Genomic DNA, 22,535 nt, shown 5'->3' on the forward strand with positions numbered 1-22,535 from the left:
CACAAGGGGCAACGCGCCGTTTTGACTCCCCGACCCAACCACCGTTTTCGCATGAAATCCATCGCCCAGATTGCCGCCGAACTGGCAGGCTACGACCCCCAGGCCCTGCACGCAGACCAGGTCAACGCGTTTTTGCAGGCCCTGGTGCAGCCCGTGGAGGGCACGCAAGAAGTCGGCATCTTCGAGGCCCTGGGCCGCGTGCTGGCGTGCGATGTGATCTCGCCCATCAGCGTGCCGCCCCACGACAACTCGGCCATGGACGGCTATGCCTTTGCGGGCAACCAACTGGTGGCAGGCCAGCCGCTGACGCTGCGCAACGTGGGCACGGCCCTAGCGGGCAAGGCCTGGGCAGGCGCAGTGCAGCCGGGCGAATGCGTGAAGATCATGACCGGCGCCATCATGCCCGCCGGGCTGGACACGGTGGTGCCGCAAGAGTTCACCACCGCCCAGGGCGAGCAGATCACCATCGCAGCCGATGTGCTGCGCCTGGGCGATAACCGCCGCTTCAAGGGCGAGGACCTGATGGAAGGCGGCGTGGCCCTGGCGCGGGGCGAGCTGCTCACCCCCGCCGCACTGGGCCTGGTGGCCAGCCTGGGGCTGAAGACGGTGACCGTGTCGCGCCGCCTGCGGGTGGCTTACTTCTCGACCGGCGACGAAATCCTGAGCCTGGGCGAGCCCCCGCGCGAAGGCGCCGTGTACGACAGCAACCGCTACACGGTGTTTGGCCTGCTTTGCCGCCTGGGCGTCGAGGTGATCGACATGGGCGTGGTGCGCGACGACCCGGCCCTGCTCGAAGCCGCCTTCACCGAGGCGGCACAGCGCGCCGACGCCATCATCACCAGCGGCGGCGTGAGCGTGGGCGAGGCCGACCACACCCGCGCCATGATGAAAAAGCTGGGCGACGTGGCCTTCTGGCGCATCGCCATGCGCCCCGGCCGCCCCATGGCCGTGGGGCGCATTGCAGCACAAAATCTTGAGGCCAAATCAGCCTCTAGCGCACCATTGGCAAGCGCTGGCAGCTATCAAAATGATATCGACGCCAACCCTGGTGGCGCCATTCTGTTTGGCCTGCCGGGCAACCCGGTGGCGGTGATGGTGACCTTCTTGGCCTTTGTGCGCCCGGCCCTGCTGCGCATGATGGGCAGCACCCGCCCTGCCCCGCCCCTGCTGCGCGCCATCAGTACCGAAGCCATGCGCAAAAAGCCCGGCCGCACCGAATACCAGCGCGGCACCGTCACCACCGCCCCCGACGGCAGCCTGCAGGTGCGCACCACCGGCAACCAGGGCTCGGGCGTGCTCAGCTCCATGGTGCAGGCCAATGGGCTCATCGTGCTGCACCACCAGCAGGGCAATGTGGCGGTGGGGGATGCGGTGGATGTGATGGTGTTTGACGGCGTCATTTAACCGAGGACCCGCCATGCCCTATACCGCCCAACACTTGACCACCCCGCCCACCCGCGCAGAGGTGGACGCACTGCCGGGCACCACGGTGCTCGAATTCGGCACCCCCTGGTGCCCGCACTGCACCGGCGCCCAGTCGCTGATCGAACAGGCCCTGCAAGGCCTGCCCCAAGTGCAGCACATCAAGGTGGAAGACGGGCCCGGCCAGCGCCTGGGCCGCAGCTACAAGGTCAAGCTGTGGCCGACGCTCATCGTGTTGAAAGAGGGGCAAGAACGGGCCCGCGCCGTGCGCCCCACCACCCGGGCCGAGGTGGACGAGGCGCTGCGCGCAGCTTTGGACTGAGCCGCGCGGGCCAACGTCCCGGTCAGCGCATCTGCACCGTGCCCGACACGCTGATGCTGACCTGCTCGCGCCCTGGCTGCACGGGCACAGGGGCATCCGCAGAGAACGACGCCATTTTCTCGCGCGACAGTCGCATGCCCATCGGCGCCACGCTCATGCCTTGGCCCGACACGCTCACCTCGCGCAGCCCATAGCCCGCAAAGCCAAAGGCTTTCGACAACTCCCCTGCACGGCTCTTGAATTGCTCAATGGCCTGGGATTGGGCCTCGCTCTCGGCCTTGGCACGGGACTCCCGCGATAGGGTGAACATCACGTTGCTCACCGCCATGGTCTGGAGCTTGCCTGCAACGGTAGTGATGCGAGCGAAATCACGCCCCTGTAGCGTCAACTCGGCCTGCCCCTGCCAACCGACGATCTTCTGGTCCTTGCTATAGCGCGGCGACAGGCTGAACGAGCCCGTGGTCACGTCCATCTGCCCGGCCTGCGCGCTGGCCTTGGCTTCCGTCAGGGCCGCATCCAGCGCCTGCTTAAGCTGCGTCTGGGCCACAGCCAGCGTGGGGGCGTCCTTGCTGGCCGTGAGGGTGATCACCAGCACATCCTGCTGCACCTCCACCAGCCCTGCGGCAGACAACTGCACCACATTGCGCGGCTCAGCGGCAACTGCCACGGCCGCTCCATTTTGAGCAAAAACAGCCCCAGCGCTTGCCAGCAAAGCGCTGGCAGCTACCAAACGAATAGCATTTTTCATCGACCCATGACCTTTCAGGTGCGGTGAACAGCACGCTTGGGCACCATGCCCAAAACGCCTATCCGCACGCCAACCCCCAGTGTGTAGGCGCGCGCCGCAAAGCTGTGTCAGACAGGGTTGACGCTGGGGCAAAACTTGTAACAGTTGGTCAAACCCGGGGGTAAAAGCCGAACTTCGGCGCCCAACTTGGTCAGAATCGGCTCTGTTACAAATTGGACTTGAGAGCAATATGGCCACTACAACCAATCGCACCGACAAAGTTTTGGTGGTGGATGACGATGCACGCATCCGCGACCTGCTGCGCCGCTACCTGACGCAAGAAGGCTTTGAAGTCATGGTGGCAGAAGACGGCAAGGCGCTGAACCGCCTGCTGCTGCGCGAAACCGTAGACATCATCGTGCTGGACCTGATGATGCCTGGCGAAGACGGCCTGTCCATCTGCCGCCGCCTGCGCGCCGCCAACGACCGCACCCCCATCATCATGCTCACCGCCAAGGGCGAGGACGTGGACCGCATCGTGGGCCTGGAAGTGGGTGCCGACGACTACCTGGGCAAGCCCTTCAACCCCCGCGAGCTGCTGGCCCGCATCCACGCCGTGCTGCGCCGCCGCCCCGCGCAAGAAGCCCCCGGCGCCCCATCGGGCGACAACGAAGTGGTCACCTTCGGCCCCTTCACGTTTGACCTGGGCACCCGCGCCTTGCAGCGCAACGGCGAAGAGTTGCCGTTGACCACCGGTGAATTCGCTATGCTCAAGGCCCTGGTGCGCCACCCGCGCCAGCCGCTGTCGCGCGAAAAGCTGGCTTTGCTGGCACGCGGGCGCGAGTTTGAGCCCTTTGACCGCAGCCTGGACGTCCAGGTGTCGCGCCTGCGCAAGCTGGTGGAAGTGGACGCTGCGGCGCCCCGCTACATCCAGACCGTGTGGGGTGTGGGCTATGTTTTTGTACCGGACGGAACGAGCTAATTCACGATGAACAAGCCTGAAGGCAAGCCCAGGCCCCGCAGGCGCACACACGAAGGACCGCCCGCCGACGCCACCAGCCCTGCACCGCTGGAGTCGTCGCTGCGCATCGCACGCGAGCAACGCGCTCGCGTGGGTCTGAATCTGTTTTGGCGCACTTTCTTTTTGCTGGCGCTCTTGCTGGTGGGCAGCATCCTGGCATGGCTGCAAACCTTGCGTGCGCTGGAGTTTGAACCCCGCACCCTGCACACGGCCCAGCAAATCGCTTCGCTGGTCAACCTGAGCCGGGCCGCCCTGGTGCACTCGGACGCCATCGCGCGCGTCTCGCTCATCAAGACCATGGCCGACCAGGAAGGCGTGCGCATCCTGCCCCGCGAGCCGGGCGACAAATTCACGCTGCTCGATGGCAACGCCCTGGGCAACCGCCTGACCGAAGAACTCACCGCCCGCCTGGGCCCCGACACCATCGTGGCCCAGAACGTGAATGGCGAGAACGGCCTGTGGGTGGGCTTCAACATCAATGGCGACCCCAACTGGCTGCTGATGGACCGCTCGCGCTTCAGCCCTGCAGGCGGGCGCACCTGGCTCATCTGGCTCATCACCGCCGGAGCCCTGTCTCTGGCCGGGGCAGCTGCCATTGCGCGGCTGATCAACCGCCCGCTCAAGCAACTGTCGTATGCCGCCAACCGCGTGCGCGACGGCGACTTTGCCGCCAGCCACCTCGATGAGGAGGTGGTGACCAGCGAGATCCGCGAGGTGAACATCGGCTTTAACCGCATGGCGCAAAAGCTGGCCAAGCTGGAGCAAGACCGCGCCGTGATGCTGGCCGGCATCTCGCACGACCTGCGCACGCCCCTGGCCCGCCTGCGGCTGGAAACCGAGATGAGCGTGACGGACGACATTGCCCGCGAGCACATGGTGGCCGACATCGTTCAGCTCGACGCCACCATTGACAAGTTTCTGGACTACGCCCGCCCCGACCATGTGACGCTGACCCCGGTGAATCTGCACGCGGTGGTGTCATCGTGCGTCTATGCCGTACAAGACCACCGGGAGCTGCAAATCACCATGCAGGTGCCCGAAGACCTGAACGTGCTGGCCGACGAAGTGGAATTGGCACGGGTGATCTCGAACCTGCTAGAAAACGCCCGCCGCTACGGCAAAGCTGCCGACACCGGCGTGACCAGCGTGGACATTGCCGCCAAGGGCCGCGAGAGCTGGGTGCTGCTCAAGCTGCGCGACCACGGCGCGGGCGTGCCACCTGAGCAGTTGTCCAACCTCACCAAGCCGTTTTTCCGGGGCGACTCGGCCCGCACGGCGGCAGCAGGCGCGGGCTTGGGCTTGTCGATTGTGGACAAGACCGTGCAGCGCATGGGTGGCATTTTTGCGCTGGCCAACTCCAGCACCGGCGGGCTGGTAGCACACATCCAGCTGCAGCGGGCCACCGAGTTGCCCGCAGGCGTGGACCCCAAGCAGCGCCTGCAGCGCCCTGCCATCAAGCGCCAATTGCCCCGCAAACGGGCGCAAGACCAAGCCTGACCACGTCAACCACGGCAGCGCAGCGGGCGATCCTCATGAGGGATCGCCCAAGGGTTCACGGGCAATAGAGTCTGAGACACATGGCCCAGTGGTAGCGATCACTATGCAGCGGTTGCCGTCATCCACTAATCTACGGCGAATGCGTACTGTCGGCCAGAGGCAGACACTAAAGGAAGCAAATCAATGAGCCTGGATTTCATTCTCATCAAGACCCATGGCCGCCCTAGTTCCGTGGATGAAATTGAAGCAGACGAAGAGTTCGATGGAGCCGCCTATGCACGGCTTGCGGAACGACTTTTCGGTCCACTTGAATGGGCTGGGAGTAGTTCCATCGCGGCCCAAGAAGAGATGAGCTTTGAGCTGACTGCCAATGACACGTCACTCCCCGTGACTGCACGCGGACCAGGCGACACCGTGGCTTATATGGAAAACATTGCGACTCAGGCCCTCGATGAGAAGGTCGTGACTGTCGAACTCGTGGGCTCAGAAATCCTCGTGCCTTTAAGTATCCGTTAGATCTCACCCAACACCATGCACCGACTGCTTGCCCTCGCCCTTGGAATAGCAATGTCTTTGCCCGTATCCGCCGCTATCAATGATGGGATTGCCGCCTACAACTCCGGCAACTACGCAGTAGCTCTCAAAGAGTTCTCGGCTGCCGCCAACCAAGGAAACGCGGTCGGCAAGCACCTATTGGCAAGTCTTTATTACCAAGGCCACGGGGTGGAACGCGATCTGAAGAAGGCGGTCTCTCTCTTCAAGGAAGCAGCGGCAGCAAACTATCCGCCATCGCTGGCAAACCTAGCCCTCATGTATTCAGATGGGGATGGCGTTCCTGCAGATCAGAAGGTCGCATTCCAGTACGGCCAAAAGGCCGCAGAAGCGGGTGATGTTCAATCTCAGTTCAATCTTGCGCAGGCGTATCGAAAGGGCAGCGCTGTGCCGCAAGACTACGAGAAGGCCGCGTCCTGGTATCGAAGAGCTGCGGAGGCAGGCTTGCCGCAAGCACAGAACGAATACGGGCTACTTTTTGCTCAAGGCCAAGGCGTACCGTTGGACTATGTTCAGGCCTTTGCCTGGATCGACATGCCGGCTTCCGCTGGAAATCCTCAGTCCGTCAAGAACCGCGCTCAGCTGCTCACAATCCTCGACACGGCGCAACAAAAAAAAGCTCGTCAGCTGGCCGCTGAATACGCAAAACTATACGGACAGAAGCGGTGAGTCAGTGAGGTCAAACCTTCATCGAGGGGCTTTCTAGAGCTATCGCTCTTGGACGCCCATAATGTCAAACGTTATGCAAACGAGGCTGCCGTGATCCCCGTAAGTACAGCGAAACTAACGCCAGGTGATTTTTGCTTTATCCCGCGTAGCGACGGAAAGTTCGTGCCTTTTGCCTTTCTTTGCGGCGCACAAGGAAAGAGGAGCTACTTCTATGGCGGGCTTCTTGATGCAGTTGTGGAGCACGCAAGCACTGATGAGTTGCCGCCCTCGTTGGCCGTCAAGCAGTTCGCGTTGCTACACATTGGCTGCTTCAAAGAGAACAACACTCCAATTGTTGGTAATGTCGCCGCTCATATCGGCTCTTCCGCCTTGCAAGAACTCGAAAGTAAAACCAAAGACTTTAGTGTTGGTGCCATATCAAGTGTATGGGGCCACCGAACCATAGTTAAGTACGCAGAGGGCGTGGGCACATGAGGCACTTGCCTAACACTGCAGTCGCGCGGGATGGTCACAAGCTGCGCTTGTGATTCCCTTCGCTTCGCTCTGGCGCCCATCACCTCGACGTTGAACGTCCGCTTTCATTTGCAGTGACCGGCTGCTCCTGGCCGATAGTACTCACTCGCGGCCCCGTCGCTTATGAGCCTGAAACGGACCTTCGCGCTGTCTCAGACATAGATGCCGCGACTGCTTATAGGTGAGTCCCCAAGGAGCACCTGTTTCAGACGTTTGCAGCGAAAGATCGTCCTGCAACGCCTCACCGCGCCCGTATGACTGTCTCAGACTTTGTTGGCAAGGAGCACACCAAGCGCTCTCGCCCCATCTACTCAGCGGCGGTACACCAAGGTGGCCGCACGCGCCTCCATCGCCAGGCCCTGGCCCACCGGCCCCAGGCGCTCGGCCGTCTTGGCCTTCACGTTGACCTGATCGGGTGCCAGGCCCAGCGCCTGCGCAATACAGGCGCGCATGCCGGGGATATGGGCTGCCAGGCGTGGAGCCTGGGCCACCACGGTGCTGTCCACATTGGCAATCTCAAACCCTGCAGCCCGCACGCGGCGGCCTGCTTCGGCCAGCAGCACCGACGAGTCAGCCCCACGGAATGCAGGGTCGGTGTCTGGGAAGTGCGTGCCAATGTCGCCCAGCGCAGCGGCGCCCAAGATGGCGTCGGTGATGGCGTGCAGCAGCACATCGGCGTCCGAGTGGCCCAGCAAGCCCATGCTGTGCTCAATCGTCACCCCGCCAATGACCAAGGGGCGGCCAGGCACCAAGGCATGCACATCCCAACCCTCACCAATCCTGAAATTCATCACATCGCTCTCTGCCCGTTGCAGGGCCAATCAAAAGGAAAACAGCAACCTGCCGCCACAGCGCCGACAGCGCCCCTCAGGCCCCCGTGGGGGGCAACCCACGCAGGCCGCCAAAGCGCTCCAGCGTGGTGCCGTGGCCGCGCTGGGCCAAAACGGCACCTGCCAGTGCAAAGTCATCCGGGTAGGTCACCTTGAAGTTCTGCGCGCCACCAGGCACCAGCCGGGGGTGCAGGCCCATGGCCTCCATGGCGCTGGCCTCATCGGTCACGCTGGGGCCAATGCGCTCGATGGCGGCCATCAGCGGGCCGATGCGGAACATCTGCGGCGTTTGCGCCAGCCACTTGTCGCTGCGGTCCACCGTGGTGGCCACCCGCACGCCACCGGGGCCGTCGATGGAGGTCTTGAGGGTGTCGGCCAGCTTGTGCGCCAAAAGCCCTCCCACCCCATCGTTGGCACAGGTATCGATCAGGGTGTCGATCAGGGCGGTGGTGACGAGGCAGCGGGCTGCGTCGTGCACCAGCACCCAGTCTTCAGGCTGCGCGCCCCGCTCCCGCAATGCCCTGAGCCCGCCCAGCACCGTATCGGCCCGCGTGGGGCCCCCACACTCCACCTTAAAGAAAGAGGGGTGTGCATAAACGTCCAGAAAATGGTCGCCCGCCGCCACAGCCACCAGGGTGCCCAGCAGGCGCCCTACCCCGGCAAACGCGGCCAAGGTGTGCAGCACCATGGGCTGCCCTGCCACCAGGTGGTACTGCTTGGGCAGCGCCTGTGCTGCGGGCACTGCCCCTGCAGAGCCCCCTGCAGGCACCGCACGCAGCCCCATGCCCGCACAGGGCACCAGGCCCCAAAAGCGGCCGTGGGCAGACAAAGGAACAGGGGCTGTGGGCAGGAGCGGTGCAGTCATGAGGGGCTCATTCTAGAATCTCCACTCCCCGATCCACCCGGCCCGTGCGCGCACCGCGCCCCAGGGGGTGCCCCGGGGCTGCAGACACCGTCCCGCATGGAACTCCCCAAACTCACTCCCGGTAAACGTTTCTCCTTGCCCCGCCCCGTGGGCAGCGCCGACTCTCTGCTGCTGGCCCGCCTGGCCGAACGCGACAAGGCGGCAGGGCGCACCACCGCCATCGTGGCGGCCGATGCCACCGATGCGCAGCGCCTCATCGAGGAAATGGCGTTCTTCGCCCCCGGGCTGCGCTGCGCCCTGTTCCCCGACTGGGAGACGCTGCCCTACGACACCTTCTCGCCGCACCAGGACCTGATCAGCGAGCGCTTGGCCACGCTGTGGCGCATCAGCCAGAAGGACAAGGACACCGGGGCCGACGTGGTGCTGGTGCCCGCCACCACCGCGCTGTACCGGCTGGCGCCGCCGTCCTTTTTGGCGGGGTACACCTTCCACTTCAAAGTCAAGCAAAAGCTCGACGAGGCGAAGTTCAAAGCGCAGCTCACGCTGGCGGGCTACAGCCATGTCTCGCAGGTGGTGAGCCCGGGCGAATACGCGGTGCGCGGCGGGCTGATCGACCTGTTTCCCATGGGCTCGCTGGTTCCGTACCGGGTGGACCTGTTCGACAACGAGATCGACAGCATCCGCACCTTCGACCCCGACAGCCAGCGCAGCCTGTACCCCGTGCCCGAGGTGCGCCTGCTGCCCGGCCGCGAATTTCCCATGGACGACGAGGCGCGCGCCAAATTCCGCAGCCGCTGGCGCGAGATGCTGGAGGGCGACCCGACCAAGAGCCGCATTTACAAGGACATGGGCGCGGGCGTGGCCACGGCCGGCATTGAGTACTACCTGCCGCTGTTCTTCGACGAAACAGCGACGGTGTTCGACTACCTCGGGTCAGAAGCCACCGTGGTGCTGCACGGCGACCTGGAGCCGGCGTTCCAGCGCTTCTGGCAGGACACGAAAGACCGCTTCCGCCTGGTACAGGGCGACCCCGAGCGCCCGGCGCTGCCGCCTGAGGCGCTGTTTCTCTCGGCCGACCAGTTCTACACCCGCGCCAATGAGCACGCCCAACTGTCACTGCGCCCCGGCGTGCAGGACGTGGATGACAACCCGCACTTCCACAAGCTGGGCGACCTGTCGGTGGTGCGCGGCGCCGAAGACCCGCTGGCCCGCCTGCACGCCCACATCCGCAACACCCAGCACCGCGTGCTGCTGCTGGCCGAAAGCGATGGCCGGCGCGAGAGCCTGCTCGACTTTCTGCGCGCCAGCGGCGTGAACCCGCCGGCCTTCGACTCGCTGGCCGAGTTCCAGGGCACGGCCGACGAAAAGGTGGGCATCGCCACCGCCGGCCTCACGGTGGGCTTCAGCTGGGTCGAGGACGGCATCGACTTCGTCACTGAGACCGAGCTCTTCGCCGCCGGCCCCACCACGCGCCGGCGCAAGAAGCAGGAGCAGGTGAGTGACGTCGAGGCGCTGATCAAGGACTTGGCCGAGCTGAACGTGGGCGACCCCGTGGTGCACAGCGCCCACGGCATCGGCCGCTACCGGGGCCTGGTCAACATGGACGTGGGCAACAAGAACCCCGACGGCACGCTCGCCATGCAGGAGTTCTTGCACCTCGAATACGCCGACAAGGCCGTGCTCTATGTGCCTGTGAGCCAGCTGCAGCTGATCAGCCGCTACACCGGTGTCAGCGCTGACGAGGCGCCGCTGCACAAGCTGGGCAGCGGCCAGTGGGAAAAGGCCAAGCGCAAGGCAGCCGAGCAGGTGCGCGACAGCGCGGCCGAGCTGCTCAACATCTACGCCCGCCGCGCACTGCGCCAGGGCCATGCCTTCCGCTACAGCCCGCAAGACTACGAGACCTTTGCCAACGATTTCGGCTTTCAGGAGACCGCCGACCAGAACGCCGCCATCCATGCGGTGATCCAGGACATGATCAGCCCCCGCCCCATGGACCGCCTGGTCTGCGGCGATGTGGGCTTCGGCAAGACCGAGGTGGCGCTGCGCGCGGCCTTCGTGGCCGTCACGGGCGGCAAGCAGGTGGCCTTCCTCGCGCCCACCACGCTCTTGGCCGAGCAGCACTACCAGACGCTGGTGGACCGCTTCAGCAAATGGCCGGTGAAGGTGGCCGAGGTCTCGCGCTTTCGCTCGGGCAAGGAGATCACCGCCGCCATCAAGGGCATCGGCGACGGCACGGTGGACATCGTGGTGGGCACGCACAAGCTGCTCAGTGAATCCACCAAGTTCCACAACCTGGGTCTCTTGATCATCGACGAGGAGCACCGCTTTGGCGTGCGCCACAAGGAGCAGATGAAGGCCCTGCGCGCCGAGGTGGACGTGCTCACCCTCACTGCCACGCCCATCCCGCGCACGCTGGGCATGGCACTCGAAGGCCTGCGCGACCTGTCGGTCATCGCCACCGCGCCGCAGCGGCGCCTGGCGATCAAGACCTTTGTGCGCAACGAGGGCACGGGCGTGATCCGCGAGGCCGTGCTGCGCGAACTCAAGCGCGGCGGCCAGGTCTACTTCCTGCACAACGAGGTGGAGACCATCGAGAACCGCCGCCAGAAGCTCGAAGAGATACTGCCCGAGGCCCGCATCGCCGTGGCCCACGGCCAGATGCCCGAGCGCGAACTGGAGCGCGTGATGCGCGACTTCGTGGCCCAGCGCTACAACATCCTCCTGTGCTCGACCATCATCGAGACCGGGATCGACGTGCCCACGGCCAACACCATCATCATGAGCCGCGCCGACAAGTTCGGCCTGGCACAGCTGCACCAGCTGCGCGGCCGCGTGGGCCGCAGCCACCACCAGGCGTACGCCTACCTCATGGTGCCCGACACCGAGGGCCTGACCAAGCACGCCGCGCAGCGCCTCGATGCCATCCAGCAGATGGAGGAACTGGGCAGCGGCTTCTACCTGGCCATGCACGACCTGGAGATCCGCGGCGCCGGCGAGGTGCTGGGCGAGAACCAGAGCGGCAACATGCTGGAGGTGGGCTTTCAGCTGTACAACGAGATGCTCAATGAAGCCGTCAAGGCGCTCAAGGCCGGCAAGGAGCCGGACCTGCTCAGCCCTCTGTCCGTCACCACCGACATCAACCTGCACGCCCCCGCCCTGCTGCCCGACGACTACTGCGGCGACGTGCACCTGCGCCTGTCGTTCTACAAGAAGCTGGCCACGGCCAAGAACCCCGACCAGATCGACGGCCTGCTCGAAGAGATCGTGGACCGCTTCGGCAAGCTGCCGCCGCAGGCCCAGACCCTCATCGACGTGCACCGCCTGCGCGTGCTGAGCCAGCCCTACGGCGTGGTCAAGGTGGATGCGGCCCCTGGCGTCATCAACATCACCTTCAAGCCCCAGCCGCCCATCGACCCGATGCGCATCATCGAGCTGATCCAGAAAAACAAGCACATCAAGCTGGCGGGCAACGAAAAGCTGCGCATTGAGCGCGAGCTCAAAGACCCCAAGGACCGCGCGCAGATGGTGCGGGACATCCTGCGCTCGCTGGGGCAGCCGGTGGCGGCGTAGCGCCTCAAAAATATGAATAAAAATAGCCCCTAGCGCTTATCCATCAAGCGCTACAAGCTATCAAAATCATAGTACTCAAATGGAAGCTGCTCTGGCCCTGATCGCCCTGGCTGCCGCGCTGCTGGCCCGCCCCTGGCGGCTGCTGGTCAGCCGCCAACCCTTGGCGCACGAGGCGCAGGGCGTGCCTGCCACGCTGTGGACGCCGCTGCTCGCCACCCTTGTCTTGCTGCCCTGGGCCTGGGCCCTGCCCACGCTGCACCACATGCCGCTGCAACTGCAGTGGTCCGGCGCGTGCCTGGTGCTGCTCATGCTGGGCTGGCCGCTGGCGGTGCCTACGCTGCTCGCGGTGGGCGCCACCGCGGCGTTGCTTTCGCCCGGCTTGGCGTGGGACGACGCTCTGGGCATGGCCGTGTGGCAGGGCGTGGTGCCTGCCACGCTGGCGCTGCTGCTGGGCGTGGTGCTGCGCCGCTTGGCGGGGGCACGGCCGCTCGCGGGCGTGCGCGCCTTCGTGTATGTGCTGGGCCGGGGTTTTTTGGGCACGGCGCTGTGCCTGTTTGTGGCGGGAACCTTGTCGCAATGGGCAGGCCATACGCTGCCGGGTGTGGGCGATCAGCTCTCGCTGGTCGCCCGCTGGCTGATGGCCTGGGGGGATGCGGTGGTCACCGGCATGCTGTGTGCGGTGTTCGTGACCTTCAAGCCCGGGTGGTTGGCCACCTGGTCGGATGATCTCTACCTGCACGCAAAAAATGGCTGAAGCGCTTATTCAATAAGCGCTAGCAGCTATCAAAAGAGAAGCACGCAAAGACACGCCAAGGGCACCACCCAGCAGGCGAAACCTGTCTGGTGCAGGAATTGCTTGAGAGTGGAACACGCGGTTTCTCCGCGACGGGGGACGCCAGCCATCCCATCAGCGGGCGCACCCGGCTTGTGTGTTCGTCTACCTTTGGGAGTTGTTCCATGCCCTTTCTGCGTCTTATCCCGGCCCTGGCCTGCACCTTGGTGGCACTGTGCTCGGGAGCCACTGCCTCGGCCCAAGGCAACTACCCCGATCGCCCCGTCAAAGTCATCGTGGCCCTGCCAGCAGGCGGCAGTGCCGACATGATTGCGCGCGTGGTCACACAGAAGATGGCGGCCGAACTGGGCCAGGCCTTTGTGGTGGACAACAAGGCGGGGGCCTCAGGCCAGATCGGTACGCCGCTCGTATCGCGCGCGGCGCCGGACGGCTACACGCTCATGGTCTCGCCCGCGTCGTTCCTCACCACGAACAAGAGCATCTTCAAGACCCTGCCCTACGACCCCGAGGCCGACTTCGTGCCCATCACCAAGTTCGTGAACCAGCCCATGGTACTGGTGGTCAAGGACAAGCAGAAGTTTCCCACCGTGGCCGCCGTGATCGCCGCCGCCAAGGCGGCACCGGGCAAGCTGACCTATGCCTCATCAGGCGACGGCAGCCCGCAACACCTGGCGGGGCTGATGTTCACCACCCGCACCCAGACCGATCTGCTGCACGTGCCCTACAAGGGTGGCGCCCCGGCCATCAACGACGCCCTGGCGGGCACGGTGGACATGCTGTTTGCCGTGCTGCCCGAGGCGCTGCCGCACATCCAGTCGGGCAAGCTGCACGCGCTGGGGCTGATGGCCGCGCAACGCACCGGCACCCTGGCGCAAACGCCCACCATGGCCGAAGCGGGTGCGCCAGAGATGAACCTCTCCGCCTGGGTGGGCCTGCTCGCCCCGGCCAAGACGCCCCAGCCCATCATCGACAAGTTGCAGCGCGCAGCGCACGCCGCCCTGGCCGACCCGGACACCCGGGCGAAGCTCGCCGCCAGCGGCATGGAGGTGGCGCCAGGCACCAGCCAGCAGCTCAAGGACGCCATCGCGCAGGAGATCAAGGTCCACGCCGAGCTGGTGAAGGCGGCGGGGCTGGTGCCGCAGTAAAGCGCCCTTGCGTGGCAAGCGGGCAGGCCCGCATGGCTTCGGCGCAAGGGGCAAAGACTGGCGCAGCCTGCGCAGGGCGGCGCCCCCTACCCCTTCTGTGCCACAGCGATAGCCCGCCAACCCCCACTGACCTGGGAAAAGCGGCACCCCGCCCCATGGCGTCGCTGCCCCGGTTTGCCCTTGGGCTTGCAATGCGTTGACAGGCTGCGATGGGCCGAGGGGTCAGGGCTGGTGCGCTGATTTGGGTAAGGCGCTCAAAGAGCCTGTTCAAAGGGCTTGACTTAGAGTGCACTCCAACTTCGAGAATTCCTCCCATGGCATCCCTCCTCACCATTACCGACGTCGCTCAACGCACTGGCTTGTCCGTCCACACGCTGCGCTACTACGAGCGCGCGGGCTTGATTGCCCCCGTGGCACGTGCGCCCGGCGGCCAGCGGCGCTATGCGGCGTCGGACATGGAATGGATCGGATTCCTGCTGCGCCTGCGCGAGACCCGCATGCCCATCGGGCAGATGCAGGCCTTCGCACGGCTGCGCAGCGAGGGGAATGCAACCGCCTCGCAGCGGCGCGAACTGCTGGAGCAGCATCTTGCGCAGGTGCTGGCAACGATCACTGCGATGCAGCAAGCCGCGCAGGTGCTGCAAGACAAGATCGGGCACTACCAGGGCCTGGAAGCTTCCCTTCGCCACACACCATCGTCCACCCGCCAAGGAAGCCCCCATGTCTCCACACACCAACCCCCGCTACCTCCAGGGCCTCGCCAAGCTGCGCGAAATCGACGGCCAAGCCGGTGAGCACGTCGTGGCAAGCCTCGCCGACATTGCGCCAGACTTCGCCCGCTATCTGATCGAGTTCCCGTTTGGCGACATTTATTCGCGCCCCGGCCTGGACCTGCGCAGCCGCGAGATCGCCGTGGTGGCCGCGCTCACGGCACTAGGCAACGCCACACCCCAACTCAAAGTGCATTTGCAGGCAGCACTGAACGTCGGCGTCACCCGCGAAGAGATTGTCGAAGTCCTCATGCAGATGGCCGTCTACGCGGGCTTTCCGGCCGCGCTGAACGGGCTGGCCGCAGCGCGTGAAGTGTTTGCGGGGGCGGAGGCCAGCGCAGCTGCCGCATAAGAACCTGCTCAAAGGCGCAGACCGCTGCGGCCAGGGCGCATCAGCCGGGCGCCAGCGCGCCATAGTCGAGCGCTGGCGGGCGCAGCAGGTCCTCATCGATGCCCATCACCTTGCTGGCACGCTCGACGGCCTGCCACAGCGGGGCGGGCATCTGCAAAATCTCATCGGGTGAAGCAGCGCGTGCAATCCACGCGCTGATTTCAGCATGCTGCTCAGGGGTGAGCAGGTCCAGGTTCAACATCTCGTCAATGGTTTTCATCTAAGGGGCGGATCGGTAAAGGCTCTCGCGGGCTCTTGAGGATGGATGTGCGGATGGCCAAGGCTACCCCACAAACATGCCGCCAAATCGGTCAATATCAACCTGGACCGGGTCACGGCCGCCTTACTCCTTTGCACGCTGGGCTGTGAAGCCCGCCCGCACTCCACGGCCCACGCTCTGGCTTCCTCGCCGCAGCCCAGCCGCATTCCATGGGCGATACCATTACGGGTTCTGATTCCAGCATTTGCCTCAAGCGCCCTGCCATGAAAAACACCACCGAATTCGCCCCCGGCCTTGTTGTCCAGGGCATTGACCCGCTCCTGTCCCTGTCCAGCTACAAGCTGATCGCGTTCGACATGGACTCCACCCTCATCAACATCGAGTGCGTGGACGAGATCGCCGACGCAGCAGGCCGCAAGGCCGAAGTGGCGGCCATCACCGAAGCGGCCATGCAAGGCCTGATCACCGATTACAAGGAAAGCCTGCGCCAGCGCGTAGCCCTGCTCAAAGGCGTGACGGTGCAACACATGGAGCAGGTGTTCGCAGAGCGCCTGCGCTTTAACCCAGGCGCCCAAGAACTCATCACCGCCGCCAAGGCCGCTGGCCTGACCACGCTGCTGGTCTCGGGTGGTTTCACCTTCTTTGCCGACCGCGTGAAGGCGGGCCTTGGCATCGACTTTGCCCGCGCCAACATGCTGGAGGTGGACAACGGCTTGCTCACCGGCCGCATGGTGGACCAGCCCTGGGGCGACATCTGCGACGGTGCCGAAAAGCGCCGCACCTTGCTGGAGCTGGCCTCGCTCATGGGCATCTCGCCATCGCAGGCGATTGCGGTGGGCGATGGAGCCAACGACCTGCCCATGATGGGCGTTGCGGGCCTGTCTGTGGCCTACCACGCCAAGCCCGCCGTGCGCGCACAGGCCAAAGTGGCCATCAACCAAGGCGGCCTGGACAGGTTGCTGGAAGTCTTCAGCCGCTAAGGATGTCCTGCATCACCCTCGCGAGGCGGTGGTAGTGGGATCGGGAGGGGCCGCAAGGCGTCTTTTGGCAGCCAATAGCTGGGCTATTGGCAAGAAAAGCAACGCAGCGAACCGCCCGAGGCCGCGCTATCACAGACCGCAGGGAGTTATGCAGGACATCCCTCAGGCGGAGTACAGGGTGTGCCGCCTTAGCGCGGGCGTTTGAGGAAAAGTGCACAGCTTGTTGCACTTCAGAGGGAAGCAATGCCCTTGGCAAGGCAAAGGCGTCGGCACAATCCGCCCGCACGGGGCCACATCGCCCCACTTTGCCACCCTCATTTGCGCTTTTGCGCCCTGCCCTTATGACCTCTTTCGCTTGCGCCACCCGTGCGCTGTTGGCAGCACCGCTGCTGCTGGCTTTGCTTGCCTGTAACTCCAAATCTGAAGACACCGCCAAGGCCCCTGCGGCGCCCAGCATCTCCGTCAACGAAGCGCCAGCCAGCGGCAAACCCACCGCGGCAACACCCCCCGCCAAGGCCCCCGTGGAGGAACCCAGTGCCGCCGCCAAGCTGCAGGACTACATCGGCTGCTACAACAGGCTGGATGGCAGAGCCCACAAGTCCATCGAGCGCTACGCCACCTGGGTGAAAAACATGAAGACCGGCCCCACAGGCCGCGAAAGCGTGGTGTACGGCCTGTACGAAACCGACCCCGAAAGCACTGCAAAGTGCAAAACCAGCTTTGCAACGTCCGCCGCACAAAAGCCCGCCATGCCCGCGCTGGATGCAGCGGGCGCCGCCTACATTCAGGCGCTTGACGCCATGGACACCCAGGTGACCGAGGCCAACAACTACTACAGCCGCGACAACTACAAAGACGACAAGTTCGCCAAAGGCAAGGCCATGCATGCCCCGCTGGTGGCCAGCTTTGAGGCGTTCCAAAAAGCCAGCAGCGCTTTCTCTGACCAGTTGGATGTAGAAAACGACAAGGTGCTGGCAGCCAAACTGGCCGACGTGGAAAAGACCGAAGGCAAGCAGTACACCTACTACCGCATGGCCCTGATGGCGCGCGCCAAGGCCCTGGTCAACTTGCTGGGCGAAGAGAAGTTTGATGTGGCCATGGCCGAGACACGCCTGTCAGCCTATGAAGCCCTTGCCGACGAATCGTTGGCATATGCCAAAGCGCACAAAGACGGCCGCGATATCCACTGGAGCTTTTTCGAGAGCAGCACCGAGCAGTTCCGCCAGACAGCCAAAGAGCGCTTTCGCCGCGTGCGCGACAAAGTGCCCTACAACGAGGGGGACCGCATGATCATGCAAACAGGCTCTGGCTGGATGGTGGAAGGCAGCCCCCAAAAGTTGCTGAAGACCTACAACGAGCTGGTCGACAAAAGCAACGATTTCTGACGGGAGCGAGGGCGCCTGGGCAGGCCCCTCACAGCCCCCTCACACGCGACCGGCCTTGAGCCTACAGGCAGCGTGCCTGCAGGCATCCTCAGTCCTTGAGCGGCAGACCCGTCACCGGTTTCGCATCCCGCATGCTGCGCCGAATCAAGGGCTGCGCCAGCATCTTGGGGTTGGGTGCATCCACCAAGTCGGCCAACGTGACGCCATCGAGCACCGCCAAATAGGCATTGATGGCGCTGCCCAGCACCCCTTTGAGCCTGCAGTTGCCGCTCAGCCGGCACTGGTTCACATTGGGGTCAAAACACTCCACAAGGTGAAAGTCCGTCTCCGTCTGGCGCACGACGGCGCCCAGGTTGATCTCGGCAGGGGCTTTCATCAGGCGCATGCCGCCCCCACGCCCGCGCGTGGTCTCCAGCAGGCCTTGTGCTGCCAGCTCTTGCACGATCTTCATCAAATGGCTGCGCGATATGCCGTAGCCCTCGGCCACCTCGGTGATGGTCACGGGCTGCTCGCGGCCCTGGGTGGCCGCGCAATACATCAGCACACGCAGGGTGTAGTCCGTCCATTGGGTAAGGCGCATGGAATTTGTCCTGGCTCAATTTAAAAGATGCTTGTTATCTGAATTTTATTGAATAAAATATTCACATCAAATGAATCTTTAAAGGAATCCCCCATGAATGCTCGACTTCAAGAAACCCAACCTGCCCTGAACGCAGAGCAAGCCATTGGCCAGATCGCCGTGCAACTGCCGGGATCGACCGCGATTTTTCGCCGCTTGAAGTTGGACTTTTGCTGCGGCGGCCAGGTCAGCCTGCGCGAAGCGGCCACCCAAAAGTCGCTGGATGTGGATGCCGTGCTGGCAGAGTTGTCGCAACTGCAGCGCAGCAGCAGCCTGCCTGGGGTGACATCGCCCACAGAGCTGATCGACCACATTCTGGAGCGCTACCACGAAGTGCATCGCGTGCAACTGCCCGAGCTGATTCGCATGGCACGCCGCGTGGAAGCCGTGCACCGCGACCACCCGCTGGTGCCTGCAGGCCTGGCCGACACCCTGGAGGCCATGCACGAAGAACTGCTCTCGCACATGCAAAAGGAAGAGGTCGTGTTGTTCCCCATGCTCAAGGCGGGCGGCAATCCGTTTGTGGGCCAGCCCATTGGCATGATGCGCGCCGAGCATGTGGACCACGGGGCATCGCTGGACAAGCTCAATGCCCTGACCAACGACGCCACCCCACCCCAAGGCGCCTGCAACACCTGGCGCGCCCTGTATGCGGGCATTGCCCAGTTGGGAGAAGACCTGATCAACCACATTCACCTGGAGAACAACGTTTTGTTCCCACAGTTTGAAGCAGCGGCCACCACGCAAGGTTGCGGTACATCAGCTTGTAGCTGCAACTGATCGTGCACACTGCGCCCATGCCAGTCACTACCGCACACCGCACCCCCGACAAGGAAAGCATCACCGAGCTGGTGCATGCGTTTTATGCGGATGTGCGCAAGGACGACTTGCTGGGCCCGGTGTTTGACAAGGCGCTGCATGGGCAGTGGGATGCCCACTTGCACCGCTTGGTCGATTTTTGGAGCACCGTGCTGTTGGGCACCCGCAGCTTCAAAGGCAATGTGCTGGACAAGCACCTGTCGCTGCAGGACGTGACCCCCGCCCATTTTGCAGCGTGGGTGCATCTGTGGAACGGGCACACCGCGCGCTTGTTTGCCCCCGAGGTGGCCCACGGCTTGCAAGCGGCAGCCCATGGTGTGGCCCGCAATTTGTTCAGAGGGTATTTTGGGAGCCTGCCTGCGTTTGCCGCGTCAGAGCCACAGGAGCCCCACGCGCAAGGCTAAGAAGCTGTTCACAGGGCCGCTTGCCACTGAGGGGGCTTCGTGGCGGTCAGCGCTCCCACATGCCCAGCACTGCGTGCAATGGCCTTGGATCAAGGCCTCTGCTCAGGTTTATCGGCCTTTGCCGCCAGGGGTAAAGAACAGTGCCAAGCCCACCGCGATGAGCGCCACCGGCCACCACACGCGCAACAACTCACGCAGGCTGATGCTGATCAGCCCCAGGTTGGTCAGCAAGAAAAACACGCCCAAAACGACCAGCACAATCGCTGCGATGTTGCCTTTCATTGGCACTCCCTCAAGTTGATAAACAGATGCCGAATAGATGCTGCCGCGATTATGGCGCTGGCCAACGCATAAGGCCTGACTGACCGCAAACCCTATCGCAATGGCGCCAGCAGGTCGGTCAGCCCGTTGTGGTCGATTTCGTGCATCAGGGCCAACAGGCGCCCCAGGTCGTTGTGGGGGAAGCCTTCCCTCGCAAACCAGTTCAGGTAATTGCCAGGCAAATCGGCAATCACACAACCCTTGTGCTTGCCATACGGCATTTGCACAGTCACCAGCCGCTGCAGTGTGGCGGGGTCCATGCCCGCAATGTCCATGGATCAGCCCCCCGCGCGCTTGACCTTGTGGCCCAGCTTTTGCAGCGCAGCCATCACGCGGTCAATGTGGTCGCCCTGTACCTCAATCACCCCGTCCTTGACGGTACCGCCCGTGCCACACGCGGTTTTGAGCTGTTTGCCCAACTGCTCCAACGCCGTGGCATCCAGCAACACGCCTTTGACCAGGGTAACGGCCTTGCCTCCCCGGCCTTTGGTTTCTCGCGATACCCGCACGATGCCATCCCCCGTGGGCAAGGGCTTGTTTTGCTTGCACACACACTGTGCCTGGGGCTGGCTGCAGTCCGGGCACATGCGGCCGTGGTCGGTGGAATAGACCAGGCCGCCCAGGCTTTTGAGATCACGCAACGAGGCCATGGTCACTTCCCCTGCGCACTCAGCAGTTGAAAGTTCAGCAGGCGCGTGGCCATCACTGTCTCGGTGAAAAACAGCACCAGCGCCATCAAAAACGAAATCACCCCGCTCAAGAAGCTCGCCACAGCCCAGCTGTGCCCCCGGAAATCCATGGTTTCCCCCAAAAACAGCAAGACGATGGTGACCCCGATCAGGAAGCCGCACAGCGTCAGCAGCCCAATGCAGGCATTGGCCAGGCGCCCCCGGGTGCGCAGGTAGCCTAGCTCCAGCATGGCACGGTCGTGGTGCTCTGTGTCGCTGGAGTTGCGCGCGCGGTCCTCGACCACCCGGGCCCGGTCAATGATGCGCGCCAGGCGCCCCGCCACGGCACCAATCATGCCGGCCACGGCGGTCAGCAAAAACACCGGGGCTACGGCCAGCTGGATGCCGTGGGTGATGGTGCCGGGTTCTATGGCGAAGCTCATTTTGTGTGTGCGTATGCGGTGGGGAAGCGATTATCGGTGTGATCCCGCACCGCAGGCCCGGGCACAGGACCCAATGCGTGAAAACCCCGAGGGCATGGCGCGACCCGTTACCCTGTGCCTCACAATCGGGGGATCAGCGCCTACTCCGCGCCCCGCCGCAGTCTCCCGACAACCCAGCCGCACGGCATGGTGGGAGCCTGCGTCGCCCAGCCCTTGATGGGTGGTGCCAACCACCCCAGTGCTTCTTTTGTCCTATCGCGCATTGCGCGCCACCTTGCTGCCGCCCCAGCGCTACACGCCATGCCTTTTGCTTCTCTCGGTCTCTCCCCTGCCCTCGTCGACGCGGCAGCAGCCAGCGGCTTCACGGCCCCCACGCCGGTACAGGTGGCGGCCATTCCCGTCGTTTTGAAGGGGCAAGACCTGCTGGCATGCGCCCAGACAGGTTCTGGCAAGACCGCCGCTTTTGCCCTGCCCCTGCTGCAGATGCTGCAAACCGAAGCGCAGCAACGCAACACCCAGGTGCTGGTACTGGTGCCCACGCGCGAGTTGGCCTCGCAGGTCGGTGAAGTGATCATCCTGCTGGCGCAACGCATGGCCCATCCCATCAAGGTGGCCGTGGTGTACGGCGGCGTTTCCATCAACCCGCAGATGATGCGCCTGCGCGGCGGGGCTGATGTGGTGGTGGCCACGCCGGGGCGCCTGCTGGACCTGGTGCAGCACAACGCACTGCGGCTGGGCCAGGTGCAGCATCTGGTTCTGGACGAAGCAGACCGCCTGCTGGACCTGGGCTTTGCCGAGGAGCTGCAAGCGGTGCTGGACTTGCTGCCCGAGCGCAGGCAAAACCTGTTCTTCTCAGCCACCTTCGCCCCGCCGGTGCAGGCACTGGCCCACAGCCTGCTGCGCGAGCCCGTGCGCGTGGACATTGCCCCCACCGAGCAAACACAGCCAGACATCGCCCAGCGTGCGATTGCTGTGGATGCGCCCCGGCGCACCCAGTTGCTCAAGCACCTGGTCGAACAACACCAATGGTCGCGCGTGCTGGTGTTTGTGGCCACCCAATATGCGGCAGAGCACATTGCCGAAAAGCTCTACAAAGCGGGCATCTACGCATCACCGTTCCATGGCGGATTGAGCCAAGGCGCGCGCACCCAGGTGCTGCAGGAGTTCAAGGATGAACGCTGGCAGGTGGTGGTCACCACCGACCTCGCCGCCCGGGGCATTGACATTGCGCAACTGCCTGCCGTGGTGAACTACGACCTGCCCCGCTCGACCGACGACTACACCCACCGCATTGGCCGCACCGGTCGCGCAGGCGAAAGCGGCGTGGCCGTGAGCTTTGTCACCGCAGAGTCAGAGGCCCATTTCCGGTTGATTGAAAAGCGGCAAAACCTGAGCCTGCCGCGCGAAACGGTGGCGGGCTTCGAGCCGACCGAGCCCCCCGTACAAGACAAGGGTGAGGGCAACGGCGGCATCAAGGGCAAACGGCCCAGCAAAAAAGACAAACTGCGCGCCGCTGCCGCCCTGGCAGCAGGCACAACGGGTACGGCAGGTACACCAAAAGACTGACCGCCGCCCAGGCTGCTTCCTGC

Annotated in this window: 26 protein-coding genes; 17 read left to right on the forward strand and 9 right to left on the reverse strand. The window is 64.1% G+C overall.

Annotated features, from left to right (window positions below; all coding sequences use genetic code 11):
- Nucleotides 1-51 precede the first annotated feature (51 nt).
- Both glp and CLU86_RS09095 read left to right on the forward strand, forming a co-directional pair.
- On the forward strand, nucleotides 52-1,404 hold the full coding sequence (glp, locus tag CLU86_RS09090; protein WP_099741393.1) for a gephyrin-like molybdotransferase Glp: 1,353 nt from the start codon (nucleotides 52-54) through the stop codon (nucleotides 1,402-1,404).
- Nucleotides 1,405-1,417: 13 nt separating this feature from the next.
- The gene (locus tag CLU86_RS09095) at nucleotides 1,418-1,744 is read left to right on the forward strand and encodes a thioredoxin family protein (RefSeq protein ID WP_099741394.1); all 327 of its coding nucleotides are present in this window, start codon (nucleotides 1,418-1,420) and stop codon (nucleotides 1,742-1,744) included.
- Nucleotides 1,745-1,766: 22 nt separating this feature from the next.
- On the opposite strand, the gene CLU86_RS09100 is transcribed toward CLU86_RS09095, so the two are convergent.
- Nucleotides 1,767-2,492: an SIMPL domain-containing protein gene (locus CLU86_RS09100; RefSeq protein WP_099741395.1), complete on the reverse strand. Its 726-nt coding sequence runs from the start codon at nucleotides 2,490-2,492 to the stop codon at nucleotides 1,767-1,769.
- 229 nt (nucleotides 2,493-2,721) lie between these two features.
- Between CLU86_RS09100 and ompR the strand changes: the two genes are divergently transcribed.
- The 5 genes from ompR (at nucleotide 2,722) to CLU86_RS22620 (ending at nucleotide 6,684) form a co-directional block, all read left to right on the forward strand.
- Nucleotides 2,722-3,453: a two-component system response regulator OmpR gene (gene ompR, locus CLU86_RS09105; RefSeq protein WP_010460834.1), complete on the forward strand. Its 732-nt coding sequence runs from the start codon at nucleotides 2,722-2,724 to the stop codon at nucleotides 3,451-3,453.
- A 6-nt stretch (nucleotides 3,454-3,459) separates the two neighbouring features.
- Nucleotides 3,460-4,989, forward strand: a complete 1,530-nt coding sequence (locus tag CLU86_RS09110) for a sensor histidine kinase (protein WP_099655766.1) — start codon at nucleotides 3,460-3,462, stop codon at nucleotides 4,987-4,989.
- A 183-nt stretch (nucleotides 4,990-5,172) separates the two neighbouring features.
- A complete protein-coding gene (locus CLU86_RS09115; RefSeq protein ID WP_099741396.1) occupies nucleotides 5,173-5,505 on the forward strand; it encodes a hypothetical protein in 333 nt (110 codons plus the stop codon).
- Nucleotides 5,506-5,520: 15 nt separating this feature from the next.
- Nucleotides 5,521-6,210, forward strand: coding sequence for a tetratricopeptide repeat protein (locus CLU86_RS09120; protein ID WP_099741397.1), 690 nt, complete (start codon nucleotides 5,521-5,523; stop codon nucleotides 6,208-6,210).
- Between the two features lie 48 nt (nucleotides 6,211-6,258).
- On the forward strand, nucleotides 6,259-6,684 hold the full coding sequence (locus CLU86_RS22620; protein ID WP_143226692.1) for a hypothetical protein: 426 nt from the start codon (nucleotides 6,259-6,261) through the stop codon (nucleotides 6,682-6,684).
- 350 nt (nucleotides 6,685-7,034) lie between these two features.
- On the opposite strand, the gene ispF is transcribed toward CLU86_RS22620, so the two are convergent.
- Both ispF and CLU86_RS09130 read right to left on the reverse strand, forming a co-directional pair.
- Entirely contained in the window at nucleotides 7,035-7,514 is a 480-nt protein-coding gene (gene ispF, locus CLU86_RS09125) for a 2-C-methyl-D-erythritol 2,4-cyclodiphosphate synthase (RefSeq protein ID WP_099658678.1), read from the reverse strand.
- 76 nt (nucleotides 7,515-7,590) lie between these two features.
- Nucleotides 7,591-8,418 (reverse strand): 2-C-methyl-D-erythritol 4-phosphate cytidylyltransferase, encoded by an 828-nt coding sequence (locus CLU86_RS09130; protein ID WP_099741398.1) that lies wholly within the window; start codon nucleotides 8,416-8,418, stop codon nucleotides 7,591-7,593.
- A 96-nt stretch (nucleotides 8,419-8,514) separates the two neighbouring features.
- On the opposite strand from CLU86_RS09130, the gene mfd reads away from it, so the two are divergent.
- The 5 genes from mfd to CLU86_RS09155 all read left to right on the forward strand — a co-directional run bounded on the left by mfd (nucleotide 8,515) and on the right by CLU86_RS09155 (nucleotide 15,048).
- Entirely contained in the window at nucleotides 8,515-11,988 is a 3,474-nt protein-coding gene (gene mfd / locus CLU86_RS09135) for a transcription-repair coupling factor (RefSeq protein WP_099741399.1), read from the forward strand.
- A gap of 79 nt (nucleotides 11,989-12,067) precedes the next feature.
- Nucleotides 12,068-12,742, forward strand: a complete 675-nt coding sequence (locus CLU86_RS09140; protein ID WP_099741400.1) for a hypothetical protein — start codon at nucleotides 12,068-12,070, stop codon at nucleotides 12,740-12,742.
- Between the two features lie 203 nt (nucleotides 12,743-12,945).
- A complete protein-coding gene (locus tag CLU86_RS09145) occupies nucleotides 12,946-13,926 on the forward strand; it encodes a tripartite tricarboxylate transporter substrate binding protein (RefSeq protein WP_099741401.1) in 981 nt (326 codons plus the stop codon).
- A 314-nt stretch (nucleotides 13,927-14,240) separates the two neighbouring features.
- Nucleotides 14,241-14,720 (forward strand): MerR family transcriptional regulator, encoded by a 480-nt coding sequence (locus tag CLU86_RS09150; RefSeq protein WP_099741402.1) that lies wholly within the window; start codon nucleotides 14,241-14,243, stop codon nucleotides 14,718-14,720.
- A complete protein-coding gene (locus CLU86_RS09155) occupies nucleotides 14,647-15,048 on the forward strand; it encodes a carboxymuconolactone decarboxylase family protein (protein ID WP_099655773.1) in 402 nt (133 codons plus the stop codon). The genes CLU86_RS09150 and CLU86_RS09155 overlap by 74 nt, the downstream gene beginning before the upstream one ends.
- A gap of 40 nt (nucleotides 15,049-15,088) precedes the next feature.
- On the opposite strand, the gene CLU86_RS09160 is transcribed toward CLU86_RS09155, so the two are convergent.
- Entirely contained in the window at nucleotides 15,089-15,307 is a 219-nt protein-coding gene (locus tag CLU86_RS09160) for a hypothetical protein (RefSeq protein WP_099741403.1), read from the reverse strand.
- A gap of 263 nt (nucleotides 15,308-15,570) precedes the next feature.
- On the opposite strand from CLU86_RS09160, the gene serB reads away from it, so the two are divergent.
- Both serB and CLU86_RS09170 read left to right on the forward strand, forming a co-directional pair.
- Nucleotides 15,571-16,287, forward strand: coding sequence for a phosphoserine phosphatase SerB (gene serB / locus CLU86_RS09165; RefSeq protein ID WP_099655775.1), 717 nt, complete (start codon nucleotides 15,571-15,573; stop codon nucleotides 16,285-16,287).
- A 341-nt stretch (nucleotides 16,288-16,628) separates the two neighbouring features.
- Nucleotides 16,629-17,672 carry a YiiG family protein gene (locus tag CLU86_RS09170; RefSeq protein ID WP_099741404.1) on the forward strand — a complete coding sequence of 348 codons (1,044 nt, stop codon included), beginning with the start codon at nucleotides 16,629-16,631 and terminating at the stop codon, nucleotides 17,670-17,672.
- 88 nt (nucleotides 17,673-17,760) lie between these two features.
- On the opposite strand, the gene CLU86_RS09175 is transcribed toward CLU86_RS09170, so the two are convergent.
- Nucleotides 17,761-18,252, reverse strand: coding sequence for an Rrf2 family transcriptional regulator (locus tag CLU86_RS09175; protein WP_099741405.1), 492 nt, complete (start codon nucleotides 18,250-18,252; stop codon nucleotides 17,761-17,763).
- A 93-nt stretch (nucleotides 18,253-18,345) separates the two neighbouring features.
- Between CLU86_RS09175 and ytfE the strand changes: the two genes are divergently transcribed.
- Both ytfE and CLU86_RS09185 read left to right on the forward strand, forming a co-directional pair.
- Nucleotides 18,346-19,071: an iron-sulfur cluster repair protein YtfE gene (gene ytfE / locus CLU86_RS09180; protein WP_099741406.1), complete on the forward strand. Its 726-nt coding sequence runs from the start codon at nucleotides 18,346-18,348 to the stop codon at nucleotides 19,069-19,071.
- 17 nt (nucleotides 19,072-19,088) lie between these two features.
- Nucleotides 19,089-19,514, forward strand: coding sequence for a group III truncated hemoglobin (locus CLU86_RS09185; protein WP_099741407.1), 426 nt, complete (start codon nucleotides 19,089-19,091; stop codon nucleotides 19,512-19,514).
- Between the two features lie 108 nt (nucleotides 19,515-19,622).
- On the opposite strand, the gene CLU86_RS22905 is transcribed toward CLU86_RS09185, so the two are convergent.
- The 4 genes from CLU86_RS22905 to CLU86_RS09200 form a co-directional block, all read right to left on the reverse strand.
- Nucleotides 19,623-19,796 carry a LiaI-LiaF-like domain-containing protein gene (locus CLU86_RS22905; RefSeq protein WP_162995942.1) on the reverse strand — a complete coding sequence of 58 codons (174 nt, stop codon included), beginning with the start codon at nucleotides 19,794-19,796 and terminating at the stop codon, nucleotides 19,623-19,625.
- A gap of 92 nt (nucleotides 19,797-19,888) precedes the next feature.
- Complete coding sequence (locus CLU86_RS09190; protein WP_099655780.1) at nucleotides 19,889-20,095, reverse strand: DUF3820 family protein; 207 nt, start codon at nucleotides 20,093-20,095, stop codon at nucleotides 19,889-19,891.
- Nucleotides 20,096-20,113: 18 nt separating this feature from the next.
- On the reverse strand, nucleotides 20,114-20,485 hold the full coding sequence (locus CLU86_RS09195; RefSeq protein ID WP_199173426.1) for a translation initiation factor Sui1: 372 nt from the start codon (nucleotides 20,483-20,485) through the stop codon (nucleotides 20,114-20,116).
- Between the two features lie 2 nt (nucleotides 20,486-20,487).
- A complete protein-coding gene (locus tag CLU86_RS09200; RefSeq protein ID WP_099741408.1) occupies nucleotides 20,488-20,946 on the reverse strand; it encodes a DUF2721 domain-containing protein in 459 nt (152 codons plus the stop codon).
- Between the two features lie 300 nt (nucleotides 20,947-21,246).
- On the opposite strand from CLU86_RS09200, the gene CLU86_RS09205 reads away from it, so the two are divergent.
- Nucleotides 21,247-22,512: a DEAD/DEAH box helicase gene (locus tag CLU86_RS09205; protein ID WP_099743469.1), complete on the forward strand. Its 1,266-nt coding sequence runs from the start codon at nucleotides 21,247-21,249 to the stop codon at nucleotides 22,510-22,512.
- Nucleotides 22,513-22,535 lie beyond the last annotated feature (23 nt).

Source organism: Acidovorax sp. 62, from assembly GCF_002754495.1.
GTDB lineage: Bacteria > Pseudomonadota > Gammaproteobacteria > Burkholderiales > Burkholderiaceae_C > Acidovorax.

Excerpts from the sequence above, each read along its gene's own strand:
- glp (WP_099741393.1), top strand. The coding sequence starts at position 52 with ATGAAATCCATCGCCCAGATTGCCGCCGAACTGGCAGGCTACGACCCC.
- CLU86_RS09095 (WP_099741394.1), top strand. The coding sequence starts at position 1,418 with ATGCCCTATACCGCCCAACACTTGACCACCCCGCCCACCCGCGCAGAG.
- CLU86_RS09100 (WP_099741395.1), bottom strand. The coding sequence starts at position 2,492 with ATGAAAAATGCTATTCGTTTGGTAGCTGCCAGCGCTTTGCTGGCAAGC.
- ompR (WP_010460834.1), top strand. The coding sequence starts at position 2,722 with ATGGCCACTACAACCAATCGCACCGACAAAGTTTTGGTGGTGGATGAC.
- CLU86_RS09110 (WP_099655766.1), top strand. The coding sequence starts at position 3,460 with ATGAACAAGCCTGAAGGCAAGCCCAGGCCCCGCAGGCGCACACACGAA.
- CLU86_RS09115 (WP_099741396.1), top strand. The coding sequence starts at position 5,173 with ATGAGCCTGGATTTCATTCTCATCAAGACCCATGGCCGCCCTAGTTCC.
- CLU86_RS09120 (WP_099741397.1), top strand. The coding sequence starts at position 5,521 with ATGCACCGACTGCTTGCCCTCGCCCTTGGAATAGCAATGTCTTTGCCC.
- ispF (WP_099658678.1), bottom strand. The coding sequence starts at position 7,514 with ATGAATTTCAGGATTGGTGAGGGTTGGGATGTGCATGCCTTGGTGCCT.
- CLU86_RS09130 (WP_099741398.1), bottom strand. The coding sequence starts at position 8,418 with ATGACTGCACCGCTCCTGCCCACAGCCCCTGTTCCTTTGTCTGCCCAC.
- mfd (WP_099741399.1), top strand. The coding sequence starts at position 8,515 with ATGGAACTCCCCAAACTCACTCCCGGTAAACGTTTCTCCTTGCCCCGC.
- CLU86_RS09140 (WP_099741400.1), top strand. The coding sequence starts at position 12,068 with ATGGAAGCTGCTCTGGCCCTGATCGCCCTGGCTGCCGCGCTGCTGGCC.
- CLU86_RS09145 (WP_099741401.1), top strand. The coding sequence starts at position 12,946 with ATGCCCTTTCTGCGTCTTATCCCGGCCCTGGCCTGCACCTTGGTGGCA.
- CLU86_RS09150 (WP_099741402.1), top strand. The coding sequence starts at position 14,241 with ATGGCATCCCTCCTCACCATTACCGACGTCGCTCAACGCACTGGCTTG.
- CLU86_RS09155 (WP_099655773.1), top strand. The coding sequence starts at position 14,647 with ATGTCTCCACACACCAACCCCCGCTACCTCCAGGGCCTCGCCAAGCTG.
- CLU86_RS09160 (WP_099741403.1), bottom strand. The coding sequence starts at position 15,307 with ATGAAAACCATTGACGAGATGTTGAACCTGGACCTGCTCACCCCTGAG.
- serB (WP_099655775.1), top strand. The coding sequence starts at position 15,571 with ATGAAAAACACCACCGAATTCGCCCCCGGCCTTGTTGTCCAGGGCATT.
- CLU86_RS09170 (WP_099741404.1), top strand. The coding sequence starts at position 16,629 with ATGACCTCTTTCGCTTGCGCCACCCGTGCGCTGTTGGCAGCACCGCTG.
- CLU86_RS09175 (WP_099741405.1), bottom strand. The coding sequence starts at position 18,252 with ATGCGCCTTACCCAATGGACGGACTACACCCTGCGTGTGCTGATGTAT.
- ytfE (WP_099741406.1), top strand. The coding sequence starts at position 18,346 with ATGAATGCTCGACTTCAAGAAACCCAACCTGCCCTGAACGCAGAGCAA.
- CLU86_RS09185 (WP_099741407.1), top strand. The coding sequence starts at position 19,089 with ATGCCAGTCACTACCGCACACCGCACCCCCGACAAGGAAAGCATCACC.
- CLU86_RS22905 (WP_162995942.1), bottom strand. The coding sequence starts at position 19,796 with ATGAAAGGCAACATCGCAGCGATTGTGCTGGTCGTTTTGGGCGTGTTT.
- CLU86_RS09190 (WP_099655780.1), bottom strand. The coding sequence starts at position 20,095 with ATGGACCCCGCCACACTGCAGCGGCTGGTGACTGTGCAAATGCCGTAT.
- CLU86_RS09195 (WP_199173426.1), bottom strand. The coding sequence starts at position 20,485 with ATGGCCTCGTTGCGTGATCTCAAAAGCCTGGGCGGCCTGGTCTATTCC.
- CLU86_RS09200 (WP_099741408.1), bottom strand. The coding sequence starts at position 20,946 with ATGAGCTTCGCCATAGAACCCGGCACCATCACCCACGGCATCCAGCTG.
- CLU86_RS09205 (WP_099743469.1), top strand. The coding sequence starts at position 21,247 with ATGCCTTTTGCTTCTCTCGGTCTCTCCCCTGCCCTCGTCGACGCGGCA.